This is a genomic window from Janthinobacterium sp. FT14W (genome assembly GCF_009208755.1).
Classification (GTDB): domain Bacteria; phylum Pseudomonadota; class Gammaproteobacteria; order Burkholderiales; family Burkholderiaceae_D; genus Janthinobacterium; species Janthinobacterium violaceinigrum.
Genome location: NZ_WFLL01000031.1, coordinates 21,960 through 42,169, shown reverse-complemented (window position 1 = coordinate 42,169; position 20,210 = coordinate 21,960). Strand labels below are relative to the sequence as shown.

Here is a 20,210-nt window from a genome sequence, read left to right as displayed (position 1 = left end):
GGCGCCCCGTTTTGGCCCTGTTTGGCCCGGACATGATCCCCTTGATTCCTGTTAAAGCAGTGTTGTCACTCGCACATATATTAGTTAATGAATAACATACGCAACTTCTCCATCATCGCCCATATTGACCACGGTAAATCGACCCTGGCTGACCGCATCATTCAATTGTGCGGCGGCTTGTCCGACCGCGAGATGGAGGCGCAGGTGCTCGATTCGATGGATCTGGAGCGCGAGCGCGGCATTACCATCAAGGCGCAAACGGCGGCTCTGCACTACAAGGCGCGCGACGGCCAGATCTACAACCTGAACCTGATCGATACGCCGGGCCACGTCGACTTCAGCTATGAAGTATCGCGTTCGCTGTCCGCCTGCGAAGGCGCGCTGCTGGTGGTTGACGCGTCGCAAGGCGTGGAAGCGCAAACGGTGGCCAACTGCTACACGGCGCTGGACCTGGGCGTGGAAGTGGTACCCGTCCTGAACAAGATCGACTTGCCGAACGCGGACCCGCCGACGGCCATTGCCGAGATCGAAGACGTGATCGGCATCGACGCGGCCGACGCCGTGCATTGCTCGGCCAAGACGGGCCTGGGCGTGCAGGACGTGCTCGAGTCGCTGATCGCCAAGGTGCCGCCGCCGAAAGGGGACCCCGATGCGCCGCTGCAGGCGCTGATCGTCGACTCGTGGTACGACCCATACGTGGGCGTGGTGATGCTGGTGCGCGTGGTCAACGGCACCCTGAAACCCAAGGACAAGATCCGCCTGATGGCCACCGATTCGGTGCAGCTGGTGGAAGACATCGGCGTGTTTTCGCCCCGTTCGCAATCGTTGCCGCAATTGTCGGCAGGCCAGGTGGGCTTCATCATCGCCGGCATCAAGGAACTCAAGGCCGCGAAGGTGGGCGATACCGTCACCCTGGCCAGCCGTCCTGCCCCCGCGCCATTGCCCGGCTTCAAGGAAGTGCAGCCGCAAGTGTTTGCCGGCCTGTTCCCCGTGGAAGCGAACCAGTACGACGCGCTGCGCGATTCGCTGGAAAAGCTGAAGCTGAACGACGCGGCCCTGATGTACGAGCCGGAAGTGTCGCAGGCGCTGGGCTTCGGCTTCCGCTGCGGCTTCCTGGGCTTGCTGCACATGGAAATCGTGCAGGAACGCCTCGAGCGCGAATTCGACATGGACCTGATCACCACCGCGCCTACCGTGGTGTATGAAGTGATCCAGCGCGACGGCACCATGATCAACGTCGACAATCCATCGAAGATGCCCGATCCGTCGCGCATCGAGGAAGTGCGCGAGCCTATCGTCACGGTCAATCTGTACATGCCGCAGGAATACGTGGGCTCCGTGATCACCCTGTGTATCGGCAAGCGCGGCATCCAGATGGACATGAGCTACCACGGCCGCCAGGTCAAGCTGGTGTACGAAATGCCGATGGCCGAGATCGTGCTGGACTTCTTCGACCGCCTGAAATCGACGTCGCGCGGCTATGCCTCGATGGATTACGAGTTCAAGGAATACCGCGCGGCCGACGTGGTCAAGGTCGACATGCTGATCAACAGCGAAAAAGTCGACGCGCTGGCCATCATCGTCCACCGTTCGAACAGCCAGTACCGTGGCCGCCAGGTGGCCGCCAAGATGCGCGAGCTGATCCCGCGCCAGATGTTCGACGTGGCCATCCAGGCCACTATCGGCGCCAACATCATTTCGCGCGAGAACGTAAAAGCCTTGCGCAAGAACGTCTTGGCCAAGTGCTATGGCGGCGACATCAGCCGCAAGAAGAAATTGCTGGAAAAACAAAAGGCGGGCAAGAAACGCATGAAGCAAGTGGGTTCCGTGGAGATCCCGCAAGAAGCATTCCTGGCAATTTTACAAGTGGACGATAAATGAACCTGCAAGTGATCTTAGGAAATTTCGCTTTAATCCTGTTCGTGCTGATGGTGTTGACGGGCCTGGTCTGGTGCCTGGATGTGTTTTATCTGTCCAAGCAGCGCCGCAAGGCGGCCGACCGCGCCCTGGCCGAATTCGATGCGCGCCAGTCCAAGCTGGCCGCCGAGGGCATCAAGTCCGATGCGGGCGGCAGCCGCGCGAGCATCGAGGCAGCCCTGTTGCGCCAGCCTACCTGGGTCGAGTATTCGGGCAGTTTCTTCCCCGTCATCGCCCTCGTGTTCTGCCTGCGCTCGTTCCTGTACGAGCCATTCAAGATCCCGTCGAGCTCGATGGTGCCAACCTTGCTGGTGGGCGATTTGATCCTGGTCAACAAGTTCACCTATGGCATTCGTTTGCCTATCGTTAACAAGCGCATCATTGAAGTCAACGATCCGCAGCGCGGCGACGTGATGGTGTTCAAGTACCCGAAAGATATGTCGCAAGACTATATCAAGCGTGTGATCGGCGTGCCCGGTGATAAAATCACCTATGAAAACAAGCGTTTGACGGTGAATGGCAAGGAAGTGCAGTACACCCCGCTGGACGACTACCTCGATGACGAAAGCACCATTTATCACAAGCAGCTGGAAGAAAACCTGACGGGCGTGAGCCACCGCATCCTCAACGACGAGCCTGCTCCCACGTTGAACTTGCGCGAAGTGAAGGATTTCCCCCACAAGGATGCGTGCAGCTACAACGAAGACGGTTTCACGTGCGTGGTGCCACAAGGCAATTACTTCATGATGGGCGATAACCGCGACAACAGCGCGGACAGCCGCTACTGGGGCTTCGTGCCGAACGAGAACATCGTCGGCAAGGCTTTCCTGGTGTGGATGAACTTCAGCAATCCGAAACGCGTGGGCGGCATACACTAAGCCGCCCTATGGCTGCCGCGCCGACTCCCCGCGCGGCGGCCAGCCGAATTACTCAGATGATACAGAAACAACAATGAATCTTCAGCTATTGCAAACCCGTTTAGGCTATACGTTCCAGGATGCTGGCCTGTTGCAGCAAGCCTTGACGCATCGTAGCCACAGCAGTTTGCATAATGAGCGGCTGGAATTCCTGGGCGACTCCATCCTTAACTGCGTGGTCGCCTCCATCCTGTACGAACGCTTCAAGTCCATCGACGAGGGCGACCTGTCGCGCCTGCGCGCCAACCTGGTCAAGCAGCAGTCGCTGTATGAAATCGCGCAAAAGCTGGAATTGTCGCAATTCCTGCGCCTGGGCGAAGGCGAACTGAAGTCGGGCGGTTTCCGCCGTCCGTCCATTCTTGCCGATACGCTGGAAGCCCTGCTGGGCGCGATTTTCCTCGACACGGGCTTCGATGCGGCCAGCACGGTGATCCGCGCCTTCTACATTCCCATCCTCGACTCGGTCGACCCGCAAACCCTGGGCAAGGATGCCAAGACCCTGCTGCAGGAGTTTTTGCAAAGCAAGAAAATCTCGCTGCCACAATACAACGTGGTGGCCACCCACGGCGCCGCCCACAGCCAGGAATTCGAGATCGAATGCCTGGTGCCGAAATTGAACATCCAGGTCTACGGCCGTGGCGGAAGCCGCCGCGCCGGTGAGCAAGCCGCCGCCAAACTGGCGCTGGACGTGGCCGAGCAGGCACTGTTGAAGTCGCCAGCCGCCAGCCGCAAGCCCAAACCGCGCGCCGCCCAGCTCAAGCTGGCCGGCATTGCCACCATCCAGAGCGACGACGCGCAAGCCCCGGCTGCCCCGGCGATCGCCGCTCACACTAAACAGAATCGACACTAGCATGACAGCCACCAAAATGCCCGACAACTTCCGCTGTGGCTATATCGCCATCGTGGGCCGCCCCAACGTGGGCAAATCGACCCTGATGAACGTGCTGATCGGCGCGAAGGTCAGCATCACTTCGCGCAAGGCGCAAACGACGCGCCACCGCATCACGGGCATCCAGACCTTGCCGGACGCGCAGTTCATCTATGTCGACACGCCCGGCTTCCAGACGCGCCACTCGAACGCCCTGAACAAGACACTGAACAAGACCGTCACCAACACCCTGATTTCCTCGGACGTCATCCTGTACGTGATCGAGGCGGGCACTTTCGGCCCGGCCGACCAGCAAGTGATGGACCTGCTGCCGAAGGAAGTGCCGTGCATCCTCGTCATCAACAAGTCCGACCGCGTGAAGGACAAGGCGGTGCTGCTGCCGTTCGCGCAAAAGATCGCCGCCATGCGCGACTTCGCCGCCATCGTGCCCGTCTCGGCCAAGCTGCATTTCCAGCTGGAAGGCTTGCAGAACGAGATCAAGCGCTTCTTGCCGGAAAACCAGCCCATCTTTGGACCGGACGACATCACGGACCGCAGCGAGAAATTCCTCGCCTCGGAAATCGTGCGCGAAAAACTGTTCCGCTTCGTGGGCGACGAACTGCCGTACACGAGCACCGTGCTGATCGAGAAATTCGAGCAGGAGGGCGATCTGCGCCGCGTGTTTGCCGCCATCCTGGTCGAACGCGATACGCACAAGTCCATGATTATCGGCAACAAGGGCGCGCGCCTGAAGGAAGTCTCCACCCAGGCCCGCCTGGACATGGAAAAACTGTTCGGCGGTCCCGTGTACCTGGAAATCTGGGTCAAGGTCAAATCGGGCTGGGCCGACAACGAGGCGGGCTTGCGCGCCTACGGCTACGAGTAATCCGCAACCCGGGGGCGACACCACACGCATGAGCACCACCACGCCAGCGCTGCACGATCCTGCGCCAGCCTCCATCGTCGTTCCCGCCCCGGCGGCCATCGCGCCGCCGGCCGCCCCCCCTGCCGCGCCCCGACGCAGCCGTCCGCCCGCGCGCGACGGCAAGGTCACGGGCCAGCCCGCCTTCGTGCTGCACAGCTATCCCCATAAAGAAACCAGCCTCATCGTCGACGTGTTTACGCGCGAATACGGCCGCATCGCGCTCGTCGCCAAGGGCGCCAAGCGGCCCCATTCGCAGTTGCGGGGCGTGCTGCAGACCTTCCAGCCCCTGCAGGCGGGCTGGACGGGAAAATCCGAACTGCGCATCCTGACGGGCGCGGAATGGGTGGGCGGCATGTTGCCGCTAGAAAAGACGGCGCTGCTGTGCGGCTTCTATCTGAACGAACTGCTGGTGAAACTGCTGGCGCGCGACGACCCGCACCCCGTCCTGTTCGACCACTACGTTGCCACTTTGAATCAACTGGCGCACAATGAGCCGCCGCCCATCGTGCTGCGCAAGTTCGAGCGCGCGCTGCTCAAGGAAACGGGCGTGGCGGCCGACCTGACGCGCTGCACGGCCACGCGCCAGGCCGTCGATGCGGGGCAGGTGTACGTGGTCGACCCGGAACGGGGACCGCGTCCGGCGCGCGCTGCCGACGCCTGGCCTCGGATCACGGGCAAGACCCTGCTCGACATGGAGCGCGAAGATTATCTTGACGGAGCCACGCAGGCGCAAAGCAAGCTGCTGATGCGTTTTTTGCTGGCCCATCAGCTGGGCGGCGCCACCTTGAATACGCGCCAGATACTGATCGATTTAATGCAGCTGTAGCGGCGCTGTGCCGCGCGACAGCACTTTACGGATACCATCACTATGAGCTTTTTGCAGCCTTCCGGCCCCGTCATCGACCTGGGCGTCAATATCGACCACGTGGCCACCTTGCGCAATGCGCGCGGCACCGCATACCCGGACCCGATCCGCGCGGCCCTGCTGGCCGAACAGGCGGGCGCCGACGCCATCACCCTGCATTTGCGCGAAGACCGCCGCCACATCAAGGATGCGGACGTGATCGCCATCGCGCCGCAATTGCTCACGCGTATGAACCTGGAAGCGGCCGTGACGGCCGAGATGATCGATTTCGCCTGCCGCATTAAGCCGGCGGACGTGTGCCTGGTGCCGGAGAAGCGTACGGAAGTGACGACCGAGGGTGGCCTGGACGTGGTGCGCTACTTCAAGGAAGTGCAGGCGGCCGTGCGGCAGCTGCAAGGCGAGGGCATCCGCGTGAGCCTGTTCATCGATGCGGACGAGCAGCAGATTGCCGCCGCGGCCGAGCTCGGCGCGCCCGTGATCGAGCTGCACACGGGCCGTTATGCCGATACGGACGGCGCCGAGCAATTGGCCGAGCTGGAGCGCATCAAGGCGGGCGTGCTGTTCGGCGTGGGCCGCGGCTTGAAAGTCAATGCGGGCCACGGCTTGCATTACACCAATGTGCAGGCGATTGCCGCCATTCCCGATATTGCCGAACTGAACATTGGTCACGCCATCGTCGCGCACGCCGTGTTTGTCGGCTGGGAAAACGCCGTGCGCGAAATGAAGGCCATCATGGTGGCCACGCGCCTGGCCCGTACGGCATAAACGCGCGCACGAAGGAGGCAGCATGATCTACGGCATCGGTACCGATATCTGCAAGATTCCCCGCATCGAGGCGGCGCTGGCCCGTCACGGCGAGCGTTTCGCGCAAAAGATACTGGGGCCGCAGGAGATGGAAAAATTCCGCGCCCGCAGCGCCAAGAACGCCGTGCGCGGCGTGCGCTTCCTCGCCACGCGCTTTGCGGCAAAAGAGGCGTTTTCCAAGGCCATCGGCCTGGGCCTGCGCATGCCGATGACCTGGCCCGCAGCGCAGATGCTGAATCACCCCAGCGGCAAGCCGATGATCGTGTGCAGCGGCGTGCTGGCCGAGTTCATGGAGCAGCACCGCCTGAGCGCACAGGTGACGATCAGCGATGAAGAAGAGTATGCCGTGGCGTTTGTGATTGTGGAGCAAGCGCCGTAATGCAGACGACTGCTGGGGTCAGTCTTTTCGATCGGAATGCGTCCCATTGGGACGTATTCCCCCGGCGGGTCTGACCCCATTTAAGAGCCAGCAATGACTGAAGCAATACCCGATCTCAATTCCGCGGAAACGCCACCCGACCCGCGCGCGCAGGTGCTGGCGACCGTCGCCAAGCTGCCGAATTTGCCCGGCGTGTACCGCTATTTCGACGCCGCCGACAAGGTGCTGTACGTCGGCAAGGCGCGCGACCTGAAAAAGCGCGTCTCCAGCTACTTCCAGAAAAACCTGGCCAGCCCCCGCATCGCCATGATGGTCGAGCGCATCGCGCGCCTGGAAACGACCGTCACGCACAGCGAGGCGGAAGCGCTGATCCTGGAAAACAACCTGATCAAGGCGCTGCAGCCCCGCTACAACATCCTGTTCCGCGACGACAAGTCGTATCCGTATCTGAAAATCACCAATGGCGATGCGCCGCGCATGGTGTATTACCGGGGCGCGGTGGACAAGAAAAACCAGTATTTCGGGCCGTTCCCCAGTTCCTGGGCCGTCAAGGAATCGATGCAGGTCCTGCAGAAGGTGTTTTTGATCCGTACCTGCGAGGACAGCGTGTATGCGAACCGCACGCGGCCTTGCCTGCTGCACCAGATCGGCCGCTGCAGCGCGCCCTGCGTGGACCTGATCAGCAAGGAAGACTACAGGCACGACGTGGAAAACGCGGCGCGCTTCCTGCGCGGGCGCCAGAGCGAAGTGCTGGCGGACCTGGAAAAGAAGATGCACGCGTTTGCCGCCGAGCTGAAATTCGAACAGGCCGTCGTGGTGCGCAACCAGATCGCCTCGCTGTCGCGCGTGCTGCACCAGCAGAGCATGGAAACGACGGGCGACGCCGACGTGGACATCCTCGCCGTGCTGGTGCAGGGCGGGCGCGCCTGCGTCAACCTGGCCATGGTGCGCGGCGGGCGCCACCTGGGCGACCGCGCCTACTTCCCCAGCCAGCTCAGCGATGCGGCGGCCATTGCCGAAGAGCCCATCGAGGTGGAAGTGCTGGCCGCCTTCCTGGCCCAGCACTACACGGAAAAATTCATCCCCGGCACCCTGATCCTGAATATCGAGTTCGACCAGCCAGCCCTGATGGTGGCGCTGATGGAGCAGTGCGGCCACCGCATCAACCTGATCTTCCAGCCGCAGGGGCAGCGCCGCCAGTGGCTGGAAATGGCGCAGAAGGGCGCCGAAATTTCGCTGGCGCGCCTGCTGTCGGAACAGGGCTCGCAGCAGTCGCGCACGCGCGCGCTGGCCGAAGCGCTGCGCCTGGAAACGGAAGACCTCGACAGCCTGCGCGTGGAATGCTTCGACATCAGCCACACGCAGGGCGAGGCGACGCAGGCGTCGTGCGTGGTATTCCACCACCACGCCATGCAGAACGGCGAATACCGGCGCTACAACATCAACGACATCACGCCCGGCGACGATTATGCGGCCATGCGCCAGGTCCTGATGCGCCGCTATGAAAAGGTGGCGAATGGCGACGGCGTGATGCCCGACGTGGTGCTGATCGACGGCGGCAAGGGACAGATCGAAATGGCGCGCCAGGTGTTTGCCGAGCTGGGACTCGATATCAGCTTGATTGTCGGCGTGGCCAAGGGGGAGGGGCGCAAGGTGGGCCTGGAAACCCTGCTGTTCGTCGATGGCCGCGCGGCGCAGGAGCTGGGCAAGGAATCGGCGGCGCTGATGCTGATCGCGCAAATCCGCGACGAGGCGCACCGCTTTGCCATCACGGGCATGCGGGCCAAGCGCGCCAAGACGCGCCAGACGTCGCGCCTGGAAGAAATCGAAGGCATCGGCGCCAAGCGCCGCCAGAAGCTGCTGTCGCGCTTTGGCGGCTTGCGCGGCGTGGTCGATGCCAGCGTCGAGGACCTGATGTCGGTGGAGGGGATTTCCACGCAGCTGGCAGAAGAGATTTACAAGCAGTTGCACTGATGAATCGATGGCCTGGTCCGGCGCTGCCGCAACCGGACTAGGCTAATACCCCTGGGCCATGTAGACTAGTGGCGCTTTCTTCACGCTTTCTTCATGTTCAATTTACCCGTCGGCCGATTGCTTCCTTATGCCTTTTAATATTCCCATCCTTCTGACCTGGCTGCGCGTGGCCCTGATCCCGCTCGTCGTCGGCGTGTTTTACTTGCCGCCGTCGATGCTGCTGCATGGCGACCAGAACCTCGTCGCCACCCTGGTCTTCATCATCGCCGCCGTGACCGACTGGTTCGATGGTTTTCTCGCGCGGCGCTGGAATCAGACGTCGGCCTTCGGCGCCTTCCTCGACCCCGTGGCCGACAAGCTGATGGTGGCGGGCGCCTTGCTGGTGCTGGTGCAGCTGGACCGGGTCAATGCCGTGCTGGCCTTCATCATCATCGGCCGCGAGATCACGATTTCCGCGCTGCGCGAATGGATGGCGCAGATCGGCGCTTCGAAATCGGTGGCCGTCAGCTCGATCGGCAAGATCAAGACGGCCGCGCAAATGACGGCCATCCCCCTGCTGCTGTACCACGAGGTGATCTTCGGCGCCATCGATACCCACGTGTGGGGCGAACGCCTGCTGTGGATCGCCTGCGTGCTGACGGTGTGGTCGATGTTCTATTACCTGCGCCTGGCGTGGCCGCTGATTAAGGAAAAGGCCGGAAATTTGCACTAAGAATAGGCAGGCGGCTGCTTTATGCGGAATATTTTGCAAAAGACCAGATATTGCCCGTTGACAGCCCCTGTAATCCCTCTATAATGCTGGCCTGTTGTTGATGACGCGGGAGTAGCTCAGTTGGTAGAGCGCAACCTTGCCAAGGTTGAGGTCGAGAGTTCGAGACTCTTCTCCCGCTCCAGTTTTCTGGATCGTGTCATAGGTAAAAACAGCAAATGCAGCAAAAAGTAGTACTGGCGATGTAGTAGAGCTTCTGATACAATGTTGTCCACTGCGGGAGTAGCTCAGTTGGTAGAGCGCAACCTTGCCAAGGTTGAGGTCGAGAGTTCGAGACTCTTCTCCCGCTCCAGTGAGTACTGGATCAGCAGCAAAGTAGCACTGGTAAACGGTAGTAAAAGGCAGTAAAATAGCGGTTCGAAATGCGGGAGTAGCTCAGTTGGTAGAGCGCAACCTTGCCAAGGTTGAGGTCGAGAGTTCGAGACTCTTCTCCCGCTCCAGCGCAAGCTGGCAGCAGTCAAGCAAGATGGCAGTAGCAGAAAATAGAAGCTCCAATGCGGGAGTAGCTCAGTTGGTAGAGCGCAACCTTGCCAAGGTTGAGGTCGAGAGTTCGAGACTCTTCTCCCGCTCCAGAATTCTAAAGGGAAGCTAAGCTGGCTTCCTTTTTTTATCCGCCGTAACGCAGTTGGCACGGCGCGATTAAGCAGTAACCAAGCTCCAATGCGGGAGTAGCTCAGTTGGTAGAGCGCAACCTTGCCAAGGTTGAGGTCGAGAGTTCGAGACTCTTCTCCCGCTCCAGTTTTCAAGGTGGGCCGCAAGGCGCATCCGAGCAGTTCCTCTGGCGAGGTAGCAAAGAGGTTATGCAGCGGCCTGCAAAGCCGTTTAGACGGGTTCGATTCCCGTCCTCGCCTCCAGATGAAAAAAATAGCCCGCTCTCCAGCGGGCTATTTTTTTGTCCGCGTTTTCGCCGGCTGTGCATCTTGTATAATGCCCGCAGGCTCAGCCGCGTTACCCGGTGCGCTGATCGATCCTCCCCTTTCCGCCATACCCATGTAGTCATTGCCGAGTTTCCCTCTCCGTCAGACACGCGCGGCTTTCCTGTGGAGTCCGCCGGCATGGCTGCGCCTGATGCTGCTCGCGCAGGCCTGCATTTTTCCGTTCCGAACCTGGATTTGACTCAATGATCAACACAACTTTTCGAGAAGAGTGGTACTCGAATCTGCAAAAAAATGTCCTGGCGGGATTGACCACCTCGTTCGCTCTGGTGCCCGAGTGCATCGCCTTTGCCCTGGTGGCGCAACTCAATCCCCTGATGGGCCTGTATGGCGCCTTCATCATCTGTGCGTTGACGGCCATCTTCGGCGGGCGTCCCGGCATGATTTCGGGCGCCGCCGGCTCCATGGCCGTCGTCATCGTGGCGCTGGTGGCCCGGCATGGCGTGCAGTACCTGCTGGCCACCGTGGTGCTCAGCGGCATATTGATGGCCCTGTTCGGCATCTTGCGCCTGGGAAAACTGATCCGCATGGTGCCCCATCCCGTGATGCTGGGCTTTGTGAATGGCCTGGCCATCGTCATTGCCATGGCCCAGCTGGAGCATTTCCGCCAGGCTACGCCGCAAGGTGAGACCTGGCTGCAAGGCACGCCCTTGCTCGTGATGGCGGGGCTGGTGGCCCTGACGATGGCCATCGTCTACGTGCTGCCGCGCATTACGCGTGCCGTGCCGCCCGCGCTGGTGGCCATCCTCGGCGTGGGCGTGCTCAGCCATTTCCTGCAGCTGCCCACGCGCACCCTGGGCGACCTGGCGCACATCGCGGGCGGCTTGCCGTCCCTGCATTTCCCCACCGTGCCGCTGGACATGGCCACCTTGCACATCATCTTCCCGTACGCGGCGCTGATGGCCATGGTGGGGCTGCTGGAAACCTTGCTCACCTTTAATCTCACGGACGAGATGACGGAAACGCGGGGCCAGCCGAACCGCGAATGCCTTGCGCTGGGCGCGGCCAACGTCGTCTCGGGCCTGTTTGGCGGCATGGGCGGCTGCGCCATGATCGGGCAGACCATGATCAACCTGAGTTCGGGCGGGCGCTCGCGCCTGTCCGGCGTGACGGCGGGCGTGATGATTTTATTGTTCATCCTGTTCGTGTCGCCGCTGATCGAGCGTATTCCCCTGGCCGCCCTCGTGGGCGTGATGTTCGTGGTGGCGCAGCAGACGTTTGCCTGGGGTTCCCTGCGCGTGCTGGGCAAGGTGCCGCTGCAGGATGCGCTGGTGATCGTGGCCGTGACGGTGATCACGGTGTTCACGGACCTGGCGATGGCCGTGCTGTGCGGCATCGTCATTGCCGCCTTGAATTTTGCCTGGCAACATGCGCGCGACATGCGCGCCGAGACGGACGACGGCACGCCGGGCGTGCGCGTCTACCTGCCGCACGGTACCCTGTTTTTTGCCTCGGCCGCGCATTTCCAGGAACTGTTCCAGCCGGCTGCCGATCCGGCCCGCGTCATCCTCGATTGCCGCCACCTGCACCTGGCCGATCACTCGGCCATCGCCGCCATCGAGGCGCTGTATGACCGCTATGCAAGGGCGGGCAAGCATTTGCAGGTGATGCATCTGTCCGGCCGCAGCCAGGCCCTGCTGCAGCGCGCGGGCGTGGACGTGCGCGTGGCGTAAAATATGCAGTGGTCTGATCCCCGCAATTCCCCGGGATGGGCGGGATTGTTGAATGTCTGTGGAGTGTGAATGCTGTCGAACGAACAAGAACAATTGTTGCAACAAAGCCAGGCGGGTTTCGACGCCTACTATGACGCGCTGGGCGCCTCGCTGGTGAATTTTGTCGAGCGCCTGGGCATCCAGCCCGCGCACGAAGTGTTGACGAACGCGGCCGAATACCTGCCGTACATCGATGCGGCCATGCGCACCATCGTCATCCGCGACGAAAGCTGGCAGTGGGTGAAAACCATGCTTGGCTATTTCATCGGCGAATACTTCGTGCAAGGCCACGCGGGCTGCTGGTATGTGGAAACGCGGGCGGAATCGCCGTACTTCTGCCGCTACATGGCTGGCGGCTTCGAGCATGGCTTGCCGGCGGACGCCGCCATTGACCCCGATGCGCTGGCGCTGGAATTCCTGGGGCAATCCGCGCCGCGCGAGCTGGCGAAACTCATTGAAGGTGCGCAAGCCAGGCTGTTCTGATGCCTGGCCGTTCGGCATGCGTGGCAGTCACTGCCACGCATTGACCGCCACACTTTAAAACTCTTCCCACTCGCCTTCGGCCGGTGCGCTCGCCTTGCTGCCGGCGCGTGTCGCGGGCAGGCGCAGGGCAGGGGCCGTAGCCTTGCGGGCCGGCGCGGCTGCCGGCGCTGCGGGCGCGCTGCGCTGCGCCGCTTTCACGCTGAAACGGTCGCTGGCCACGGCGTTCGCGTCCAGGCGGAAGACGCTGACCACCTGCGCCAGTTCGCTCGCCTGTTCCTGCATCGCTTCGGCTGCTGCCGAGGCTTCTTCCACCAGGGCTGCATTCTGCTGCGTTACCTGGTCCATTTCGGAGATGGCCTGGTTGACTTGCTCGATGCCTGCGCTCTGTTCTTCGCTGGCATTGCTGATCTCGCTCATGATGGACGTGACGAAGCCGATGCTTTGCACGATTTCTTCCATCGTCTTGCCCGCCTTGTCGACCAGGTCCGTGCCCACGTCGACCTTTTGCACGGAGTCGTCGATCAAGCCCTTGATCTCTTTTGCCGCCGCGGCCGAGCGCTGCGCCAGGTTGCGCACCTCTGTTGCCACCACGGCGAAGCCGCGGCCCTGTTCGCCGGCGCGTGCCGCTTCCACGGCCGCGTTCAAGGCCAGGATATTGGTCTGGAAGGCGATGCCGTCGATGACCGAGATAATGTCGACGATTTTCTTCGACGAGGTGTTGATCTCGCTCATGGTGGCCACCACTTCGGCCACCACGGCGCCGCCGCGGCTGGCGATGCCGGCCGCGTCGCCGGCCAGTTTATTTGCCTGGCGCGCATTGTCCGCGTTTTGCTTCACGGTACTGGTCAGCTCTTCCATCGACGACGCCGTCTCTTCCAGCGAGCTGGCTTGCTGTTCCGTGCGCGACGACAGGTCCTGGTTGCCGGCGGCGATTTCCGCGGAGGCCGTGGCGATGGTGTCGGTGCCGCTGCGCACCTGGCCCACGATGCCCACCAGGCTGTCGTTCATGGTTTTCAGGGCATGCATCAGCTGGCCCGTTTCATCGCGGCCTTGCGCCGTGATGGTGCTGCTCAGGTCGCCAGCTGCCACGGTCTCCGCCACCTTTACGGCCTCGCGGATGGGGCCCGTGATGGAGCGCGTGATCCACCACGCGAAACCGATGCCCATCAGCACGGCCAGCACGCCCATGGTGATCAGGAAGATGCGGGTGCTGCTGTAGGCTTCGATGATGCTGGCGCCGACGCCGTCGGCCGCCTTGATCTGCATGTTGGCAAAGCGCTTCACTTCGGCCAGGTAGGCCACGGTGATGGGCGCCACTTCCTTGTCGAACACTTCCTTGGCGCCCGCCACGTCGCCGTCCGCCTTCATCTTGAACGCGCGTCCCCGCGTCGTCACGTAATCGGTACGTACCTTGCGCACCACCTTGAACTGCTCGATCACGGCCGGGTTGAGCAGGGACGCGACGATGTCGTCCTGCAGCTTGCTGGAACGCTCCGCATCGACTTTCAAGTCTTCCTCGATCTTCGCGCGCACGACCGGATCGGCGATCTCGAACGAGGCCACGCCGCGCACGCTGTTCAGTTCAATGATCTTCGACCATTCGGCCACCATGCGCTGGTTCTTGATGCTGGTATTGATGAGGCGGTAGGTCAGGTCGCTGGCCGTTTGCATGCGCACGAGGGCGGTGATGGTCAGGGCGGCAAGCAACAGCAATACGACAGCAAAGCCGACGCCAAGGCGGCTGCCGATGTTCAGGTTTTTCATGTAATTCCTAACAGTTTAATAGTCATGATCGCCGCCGCCAGCAGGGGCGGACAGGCGCCGCAAGGCGCAGGGGATCGGGGTCTTCGGTGCCGCGTGATGGCTGTGCGGCGCGCCGCGCTGAGCGTGGCGTAGAGGTAAAGCAAGGGGTGCAGCGGCCTGGGGTGCCGCTAACCAGCAAACCGCAAGTATAGCATTGACGCACGGAAATAGTTTCTGGCGGCAATTTTAATTATTTTTTGATATTGATTTCCTGTTGCTTTTTTACATCAAGTTGCGTGTATATAAGTACTATCACTTACATTCCGCCTTACTTTTCACCACACAGGCTGATAAAATACTAATGATAATCATTCGTATTAAAACATCGACCAGGGAATTGTATGCAGCAACCGCGCAAGCCAGGAATCAAACCGATCACCATCGCCGTACTGGGCGCCTTGACCTTTGGCGCCACGCCATTGGCAGCTTGGGCGCAGGAAAGCTTGCCCGCCGTGACCGTGACGGCATCGAAGGACAAGGATGGCTATGTGGCCGGCACGTCCGCCAGCGGCACCAAGACGGAAATGGCCTTGCGCGATGTGCCGCAGACGATCAACGTGGTGCCGGCGGCCGTCATCAAGGACCAGCACGCCATGTCGATCCAGGACATCATGAAAAACATCCCTGGCGTGGGCCTGTCCACGGGCGACGGCCAGCGCGACCAGGTGTTCATCCGCGGCTTCACGGCCATCGGCGACCAGTTCGTTGACGGCTTCCGCGATGACGCCCTGTATTTCCGCGACCTGTCGAACGTGGAGCGCCTGGAAGTGATCAAGGGACCGGCCGCCGTGCTGTACGGCCGCGGTTCCTCGGGCGGCCTGGTCAACCGCATCACCAAGAAGCCGGGCGTGGATATCACGGACGTGGCGCTGAGCTTGACGAGCACGGCTGGCCGCCGCGGCGAAGTCGACGTGGGCCGCGTGGGCGAGACGGTGGACTGGCGTTTCACGGGCGCGCGCGAATTGTCGGACAGCTACCGCGACCAGCAATTCATCAACCGCACGGCGCTGGCGCCATCGGCGGCGATCCGCCTGTCGAGCGCGACGAAACTGCTGCTGCAGGGCGAATACCTGGAAGACCGCCGTTTGACGGACTTCGGCATCCCGTCCTACCAGGGCCGCCCCGTGGCCGTCGATGCGGGCACGTATTACGGCGCCGCCAATGCCCGCGATGCCGATTTCAGCCAGTCGCGCGTGGTTTCCACGGCCGCCACCCTGACGCACAAGTTCAGCGATACCTTGTCGCTGCGCAATGCCTTCCGTTATTACGATTACCACCTGGACCGCAACAACACGAATATTTCCGGCAACGTCAACGAAGTCAAAGGCACGATGAACTTTGGCCACGCCAAGCTGAACCGCGACGAGAGCGGCTGGTTCAACCAGACGGAACTGACGCAAAAGCTGCTCACGGGTTCCATGCGCCACGAAGTGCTGTACGGCGCCGAGTTCGGCAAGCAGAACAAGGATGCCAGCAGCTGGGCTTCGACCGTGGTGGCGACGAATGTCTCGATCTTCAACCCCGTGCTGCCCATCGTCGACCGCAGCAAGCTGGGCGCGCGCAGCGATACGTTCGGTACCTACGACACGGCCGCCGCCTACGTGCAGGATGCCATCAGTTTCAGCGAGGAGTGGAAGGCGCTGGCCGGCTTGCGCTACGACCGCTACAAGCAGCAGTCGCGCCTGGGCAATGCGGCGGGCGTGACGACGGCAGACCTGTCGCGCACGGATTCGGCCTACAGCCCCCGCGCCGGCCTCGTCTGGCAACCGGGCGCGGCGCAATCGTACTACGCGTCGTGGAGCCGTTCGTTCCAGCCCAGCGGCGAGAACTTCGCCCTGGCCGCCAACAATGCGGACCTGGCGCCGGAAACCACGCGCAACACGGAAGTGGGCGCCAAGTATGACCTGTGGGGCGGCCGCGCCAACGCCACCGTGTCGCTGTTCCGCCTGGAGCGCGACAACATCAAGACCAGCGACCCGGTCACGAACCGCATCGTGCCCGTGGGCACGCAGCGCACGGACGGCCTGGAACTGACTTTCAATGCCGACTTGCACGACGGCTGGAAAATGATGGCCGGCTACGCCTGGCTGGACGCCACCATCACCGACTCCATCGCCGTCGACAAGAGCGTCAACGTGCCGGGCACGACGACGGCCAGTGCCGTCGCCGTCAAGGGCAAGCGCGCCACCCTGACCTCGCGCAATACGGCCAATCTGTGGCTGACGAAGGACCTGGGTCACGGCTTCACGGTGGGCGGCGGCGCGAACGCCGTCGGCAGCCGTTTCGCCAATCCGGGCAACACGGTGGTGCTGCCGGGCTACGTGACGGCCGACGCCATGGCCGCTTACCGCACGGGCCGCTATGAAGTGCAGCTGAACGTCAACAATATCGGCGACACGCGCTACATCGTCTCGGGCCACGGTTCCAGCCCGAACCTGAGTTTGCCGGGTGCGCCGCGCAACGTGGCGCTGACCTTGCGCTACAGCCTGTAATTCGAGTCCGGTCTTCGGGCAGACAGCAAAAACCCGCTCGCGAGCGGGTTTTTTTTCATCGGTGGGTAGCGATGTGCAAGCGTGCGGGCAGGCTGGCATTGTTTAGAGGGAATGTTCGGTATCGTCAAATTAATGTTGACTAAAGGCAATTTTTTCCAGCGGACTAAGCCTTGTCGGAGTTTGAGGGGTAAAATGCTGTCATACGGCACAGGCATGGTGCTTATATCTTGGTGATATGACACCACCACGACGCCGTATGACTTTTTATTTACTCACATCATAGAGGCCTGAATATGGTTCAGATGTCCAGGCGCCAGTTCCTTCGGGTTACTGGCGCGACCATTGCTGGTTCCAGCCTCGCCCTGCTCGGTTTCGCACCGGGCCAGGCGATGGCGGAAGTGCGGCAATACAAGCTGTCTCGCACGACCGAGACACGCAATACCTGTCCCTACTGTTCGGTAGGATGCGGCGTTCTGCTGTATGGACTGGGCGATGGCGCGAAAAACGCCGTCTCCAGCATCATCCACGTGGAAGGCGATGCCGATCACCCGGTGAACCGCGGCACCCTGTGCCCGAAGGGCGCCAGTCTGGTCGACTTCATTCACAGCCCGAACCGCCTGAAAGTGCCCGAGTACCGCGCACCGGGCGGCACGGAATGGCAACCGATCTCCTGGGATGTGGCGCTCGACAAGATCGCGCGCCTGATGAAGGATGACCGCGATGCCAACCTGATCGAAAAGAATGCCGACGGCAAGACCGTCAACCGCTGGCTCTCCACCGGCATGCTGGCCGCGTCCGCCGGCAGCAACGAGGTGGGGTATCTGACCCACAAGACAGTGCGCAGCATGGGGATGCTGACCTTTGATAATCAGGCGCGTGTATGACACGGACCGACGGTGGCAGGTCTTGCCCCGACGTTTGGCCGTGGCGCGATGACGAATCATTGGGTCGATATCAAGAATGCCGATGTGATTCTGGTCATGGGCGGCAATGCAGCAGAAGCACATCCTTGCGGATTCAAATGGGTAACGGAAGCGAAGGCGCATAACAAGGCCAAGCTGATCGTTGTCGATCCGCGCTTTACCCGTACCGCATCCGTGGCAGATTACTACTGCGCCACGCGTACCGGCACGGACATCGTCTTCCTCGGCGCGATCATCAATTATCTGCTGACGAACGACAAGATCCAGCATGAGTACGTGCGCAACTACACGGACATGCCCTTCATCGTGCGCGAAGACTATGCGTTCGAAGACGGCCTGTTCTCGGGTTTCGACAAGGAAAAAGGCAAGTACACCAACAAGAGCACCTGGGATTACGAGATCGGCGAAGATGGCTATGCCAAGGTCGACCCGACCATGGAACACCCGCGCTGCGTCTACCAGATGATGAAGAAGCACTACGCGCGCTACACGACCGAGATGGTCGAGCGCACGTGCGGCGTGTCGGCCGACAAGTTCCACAAGGTGGCGGAGGCGTTGGCCTCGACGGCCGTGCCGGGACGCGCCGGTACCATCCTGTACGCGCTGGGCTGGACGCACCACTCGACGGGCGCGCAGACCATCCGCACGGGCGCCATGGTGCAGCTCTTGCTGGGTAATATGGGTATCGCCGGCGGCGGCATGAACGCCTTGCGCGGCCACTCGAACATCCAGGGCTTGACCGACCTGGGCCTGATGTCGAACTTGTTGCCGGGCTATATGACCCTGCCGAACGAGGGCGAGCAGGACTTCGACGCCTACATCGCCGCGCGCGCCACCAAGCCGCTGCGGCCGAACCAGCTCAGCTACTGGAGCAATTACCGCAAGTTCCACGTCAGTTTCATGAAGACGTGGTGGGGTGATTTCGCCACGGCCGAGAACAACTACGCGTTCGATTACCTGCCCAAGCTGGACAAGCCGTATGACTTGATGCAAGCCATCGAGAACATGCACCAAGGCAAGATGACGGGCTATATCTGCCAGGGCTTCAACGTCATCGCGTCCGCGCCGAACAAGCAGAAGGTCACGGAAGCGCTGGCTAAGCTGAAGTTCCTCGTCATCATGGACCCGCTGGCCGTGGAAACGGGCGAATTCTGGCGGCCGCACGGCGAGTTCCACGAAGTCGATCCCACCAAGATCATGACGGAAGTGTTCCGCCTGCCGACCAGCTGCTTCGCGGAAGAACGCGGTTCGCTGGTCAGTTCCTCGCGCGTGCTGCAGTGGCACTGGCAGGCGGCCGAACCGCCGGGCCAGGCGCGCAGCGACCTGGAGATCATGTCGGGCCTGTTCCTGCGCATGCGCACCATGTACCAGAAAGAGGGCGGCAAGTTCCCCGATCCGATCGTCAACCTGACGTGGAATTATGCGCAGCCGCATAATCCGCAGCCGGAAGAGATCGCCCGTGAATTCAACGGCAAGGCGCTGGCCGACTTGTACGATCCGAAGGATCCGACCAAGCTGCTGGTCAAGAAGGGTGAACAGCTGGCGTCGTTTGCGCAATTGCGCGACGACGGCACGACCACCAGCGGTTGCTGGATCTTTGCCGGCAGCTGGACGCAGGCAGGCAACCAGATGGGGCGCCGCGACAACAGCGACCCGACGGGTATCGGCCAGACTCTGGGCTGGGCCTGGGCATGGCCGGCCAACCGCCGCGTGCTGTACAACCGTGCCTCGTGCGACTTGAAGGGCAAGCCTTTCGACCCCACCCGCAAGCTGATCGAGTGGAATGGCACGAACTGGACGGGCGCCGACATTCCCGACTTCAAGGTCGACGAACCGCCGGAAAACGGCATGGGGCCGTTCATCATGCTGGGCGAGGGCGTGGCGCGCTTCTTTGCGCGCGGCGCCATGGCCGAAGGGCCGTTCCCCGAGCATTACGAGCCGTTTGAAAATCCGCTCGGCTACAACCCCATGCATCCGAAAAACCCGCAGGCGACCAGCAATCCGGGCGCGCGCGTGTTTGCCGATGACCGCAAGCTGTTCGGCACGCATGAGGAATATCCGCATGTGGCCACCAGCTATCGCTTGACCGAGCATTTCCATTACTGGACCAAGCATGCGCGCCTGAATGCCATCATCCAGCCGGAGCAATTCGTTGAAATCGGCGAAGAGCTGGCGGCCAGCATCGGCGTCGTTGCCGGCGGCAAGGTGCGGGTCAGTTCCAAGCGGGGCCACATCATCGCCAAGGCCGTCGTCACCAAGCGCATCAAGGCCTTGAAGATCGAAGGCAAACCGGTGCATACCGTGGGCCTGCCGCTGCACTGGGGCTTCACGGGGGTGGCCAAGCCGGGGTATCTGATCAACTCCCTGACACCGGGCGTGGGGGATGCGAATTCGCAGACACCGGAATTCAAGTCCTTCCTCGTGAAGGTGGAAAAAGCATGATG

General features: G+C 61.7%; 14 protein-coding genes and 6 tRNA genes. 19 read left to right on the top strand and 1 reads right to left on the bottom strand.

Features of this window, described 5'->3' with window-relative positions; genetic code table 11:
- Positions 1–87: 87 nt before the first annotated feature.
- The 17 genes from lepA to GCN74_RS19635 all read left to right on the top strand — a co-directional run bounded on the left by lepA (position 88) and on the right by GCN74_RS19635 (position 12,548).
- On the top strand, positions 88–1,881 hold the full coding sequence (lepA, locus tag GCN74_RS19715) for a translation elongation factor 4 (protein ID WP_152258238.1): 1,794 nt from the start codon (positions 88–90) through the stop codon (positions 1,879–1,881).
- Positions 1,878–2,795 carry a signal peptidase I gene (gene lepB / locus GCN74_RS19710; RefSeq protein ID WP_152258237.1) on the top strand — a complete coding sequence of 306 codons (918 nt, stop codon included), beginning with the start codon at positions 1,878–1,880 and terminating at the stop codon, positions 2,793–2,795. The genes lepA and lepB overlap by 4 nt, the downstream gene beginning before the upstream one ends.
- A 73-nt stretch (positions 2,796–2,868) precedes the next feature.
- Complete coding sequence (gene rnc / locus GCN74_RS19705; protein WP_034749615.1) at positions 2,869–3,684, top strand: ribonuclease III; 816 nt, start codon at positions 2,869–2,871, stop codon at positions 3,682–3,684.
- Position 3,685: 1 nt separating this feature from the next.
- Positions 3,686–4,588 carry a GTPase Era gene (gene era / locus GCN74_RS19700; RefSeq protein WP_076566641.1) on the top strand — a complete coding sequence of 301 codons (903 nt, stop codon included), beginning with the start codon at positions 3,686–3,688 and terminating at the stop codon, positions 4,586–4,588.
- A gap of 28 nt (positions 4,589–4,616) precedes the next feature.
- The gene (gene recO / locus GCN74_RS19695) at positions 4,617–5,453 is read left to right on the top strand and encodes a DNA repair protein RecO (RefSeq protein WP_152258236.1); all 837 of its coding nucleotides are present in this window, start codon (positions 4,617–4,619) and stop codon (positions 5,451–5,453) included.
- Positions 5,454–5,495: 42 nt separating this feature from the next.
- Entirely contained in the window at positions 5,496–6,257 is a 762-nt protein-coding gene (gene pdxJ, locus GCN74_RS19690) for a pyridoxine 5'-phosphate synthase (RefSeq protein ID WP_152258235.1), read from the top strand.
- 22 nt (positions 6,258–6,279) lie between these two features.
- Positions 6,280–6,675: a holo-ACP synthase gene (acpS, locus tag GCN74_RS19685; protein WP_152258234.1), complete on the top strand. Its 396-nt coding sequence runs from the start codon at positions 6,280–6,282 to the stop codon at positions 6,673–6,675.
- 93 nt (positions 6,676–6,768) lie between these two features.
- Positions 6,769–8,649, top strand: a complete 1,881-nt coding sequence (gene uvrC, locus GCN74_RS19680; protein ID WP_152258233.1) for an excinuclease ABC subunit UvrC — start codon at positions 6,769–6,771, stop codon at positions 8,647–8,649.
- A gap of 127 nt (positions 8,650–8,776) precedes the next feature.
- The gene (gene pgsA, locus GCN74_RS19675) at positions 8,777–9,361 is read left to right on the top strand and encodes a CDP-diacylglycerol--glycerol-3-phosphate 3-phosphatidyltransferase (RefSeq protein ID WP_076566649.1); all 585 of its coding nucleotides are present in this window, start codon (positions 8,777–8,779) and stop codon (positions 9,359–9,361) included.
- A 105-nt stretch (positions 9,362–9,466) separates the two neighbouring features.
- Positions 9,467–9,542, top strand: a tRNA-Gly gene (locus GCN74_RS19670).
- A 92-nt stretch (positions 9,543–9,634) separates the two neighbouring features.
- Positions 9,635–9,710 (top strand) — tRNA-Gly (locus tag GCN74_RS19665).
- A 72-nt stretch (positions 9,711–9,782) separates the two neighbouring features.
- Positions 9,783–9,858: transfer RNA gene (locus GCN74_RS19660), tRNA-Gly, on the top strand.
- Positions 9,859–9,914: 56 nt separating this feature from the next.
- A tRNA-Gly gene (locus tag GCN74_RS19655) sits at positions 9,915–9,990 on the top strand.
- 90 nt (positions 9,991–10,080) lie between these two features.
- Positions 10,081–10,156 (top strand) — tRNA-Gly (locus GCN74_RS19650).
- A gap of 42 nt (positions 10,157–10,198) precedes the next feature.
- Positions 10,199–10,272: transfer RNA gene (locus GCN74_RS19645), tRNA-Cys, on the top strand.
- A gap of 266 nt (positions 10,273–10,538) precedes the next feature.
- Positions 10,539–12,026: a SulP family inorganic anion transporter gene (locus GCN74_RS19640; protein WP_152258232.1), complete on the top strand. Its 1,488-nt coding sequence runs from the start codon at positions 10,539–10,541 to the stop codon at positions 12,024–12,026.
- 69 nt (positions 12,027–12,095) lie between these two features.
- Entirely contained in the window at positions 12,096–12,548 is a 453-nt protein-coding gene (locus GCN74_RS19635) for a hypothetical protein (protein ID WP_152258231.1), read from the top strand.
- A 54-nt stretch (positions 12,549–12,602) separates the two neighbouring features.
- Here the strand turns inward: GCN74_RS19635 and GCN74_RS19630 are convergent, their stop codons facing one another.
- Positions 12,603–14,312, bottom strand: coding sequence for a methyl-accepting chemotaxis protein (locus GCN74_RS19630; protein ID WP_152258230.1), 1,710 nt, complete (start codon positions 14,310–14,312; stop codon positions 12,603–12,605).
- Between the two features lie 380 nt (positions 14,313–14,692).
- Between GCN74_RS19630 and GCN74_RS19625 the strand changes: the two genes are divergently transcribed.
- Together GCN74_RS19625 and fdnG are read left to right on the top strand one after the other, a co-directional pair.
- Positions 14,693–16,843 (top strand): TonB-dependent receptor, encoded by a 2,151-nt coding sequence (locus GCN74_RS19625; RefSeq protein ID WP_152258229.1) that lies wholly within the window; start codon positions 14,693–14,695, stop codon positions 16,841–16,843.
- 293 nt (positions 16,844–17,136) lie between these two features.
- Positions 17,137–20,208 carry a formate dehydrogenase-N subunit alpha gene (gene fdnG / locus GCN74_RS19620; RefSeq protein ID WP_152258228.1) on the top strand — a complete coding sequence of 1,024 codons (3,072 nt, stop codon included), beginning with the start codon at positions 17,137–17,139 and terminating at the stop codon, positions 20,206–20,208.
- Positions 20,209–20,210: the final 2 nt, after the last annotated feature.

Excerpts from the sequence above, each read along its gene's own strand:
- lepA (WP_152258238.1), top strand. The coding sequence starts at position 88 with ATGAATAACATACGCAACTTCTCCATCATCGCCCATATTGACCACGGT.
- lepB (WP_152258237.1), top strand. The coding sequence starts at position 1,878 with ATGAACCTGCAAGTGATCTTAGGAAATTTCGCTTTAATCCTGTTCGTG.
- rnc (WP_034749615.1), top strand. The coding sequence starts at position 2,869 with ATGAATCTTCAGCTATTGCAAACCCGTTTAGGCTATACGTTCCAGGAT.
- era (WP_076566641.1), top strand. The coding sequence starts at position 3,686 with ATGACAGCCACCAAAATGCCCGACAACTTCCGCTGTGGCTATATCGCC.
- recO (WP_152258236.1), top strand. The coding sequence starts at position 4,617 with ATGAGCACCACCACGCCAGCGCTGCACGATCCTGCGCCAGCCTCCATC.
- pdxJ (WP_152258235.1), top strand. The coding sequence starts at position 5,496 with ATGAGCTTTTTGCAGCCTTCCGGCCCCGTCATCGACCTGGGCGTCAAT.
- acpS (WP_152258234.1), top strand. The coding sequence starts at position 6,280 with ATGATCTACGGCATCGGTACCGATATCTGCAAGATTCCCCGCATCGAG.
- uvrC (WP_152258233.1), top strand. The coding sequence starts at position 6,769 with ATGACTGAAGCAATACCCGATCTCAATTCCGCGGAAACGCCACCCGAC.
- pgsA (WP_076566649.1), top strand. The coding sequence starts at position 8,777 with ATGCCTTTTAATATTCCCATCCTTCTGACCTGGCTGCGCGTGGCCCTG.
- GCN74_RS19640 (WP_152258232.1), top strand. The coding sequence starts at position 10,539 with ATGATCAACACAACTTTTCGAGAAGAGTGGTACTCGAATCTGCAAAAA.
- GCN74_RS19635 (WP_152258231.1), top strand. The coding sequence starts at position 12,096 with ATGCTGTCGAACGAACAAGAACAATTGTTGCAACAAAGCCAGGCGGGT.
- GCN74_RS19630 (WP_152258230.1), bottom strand. The coding sequence starts at position 14,312 with ATGAAAAACCTGAACATCGGCAGCCGCCTTGGCGTCGGCTTTGCTGTC.
- GCN74_RS19625 (WP_152258229.1), top strand. The coding sequence starts at position 14,693 with ATGCAGCAACCGCGCAAGCCAGGAATCAAACCGATCACCATCGCCGTA.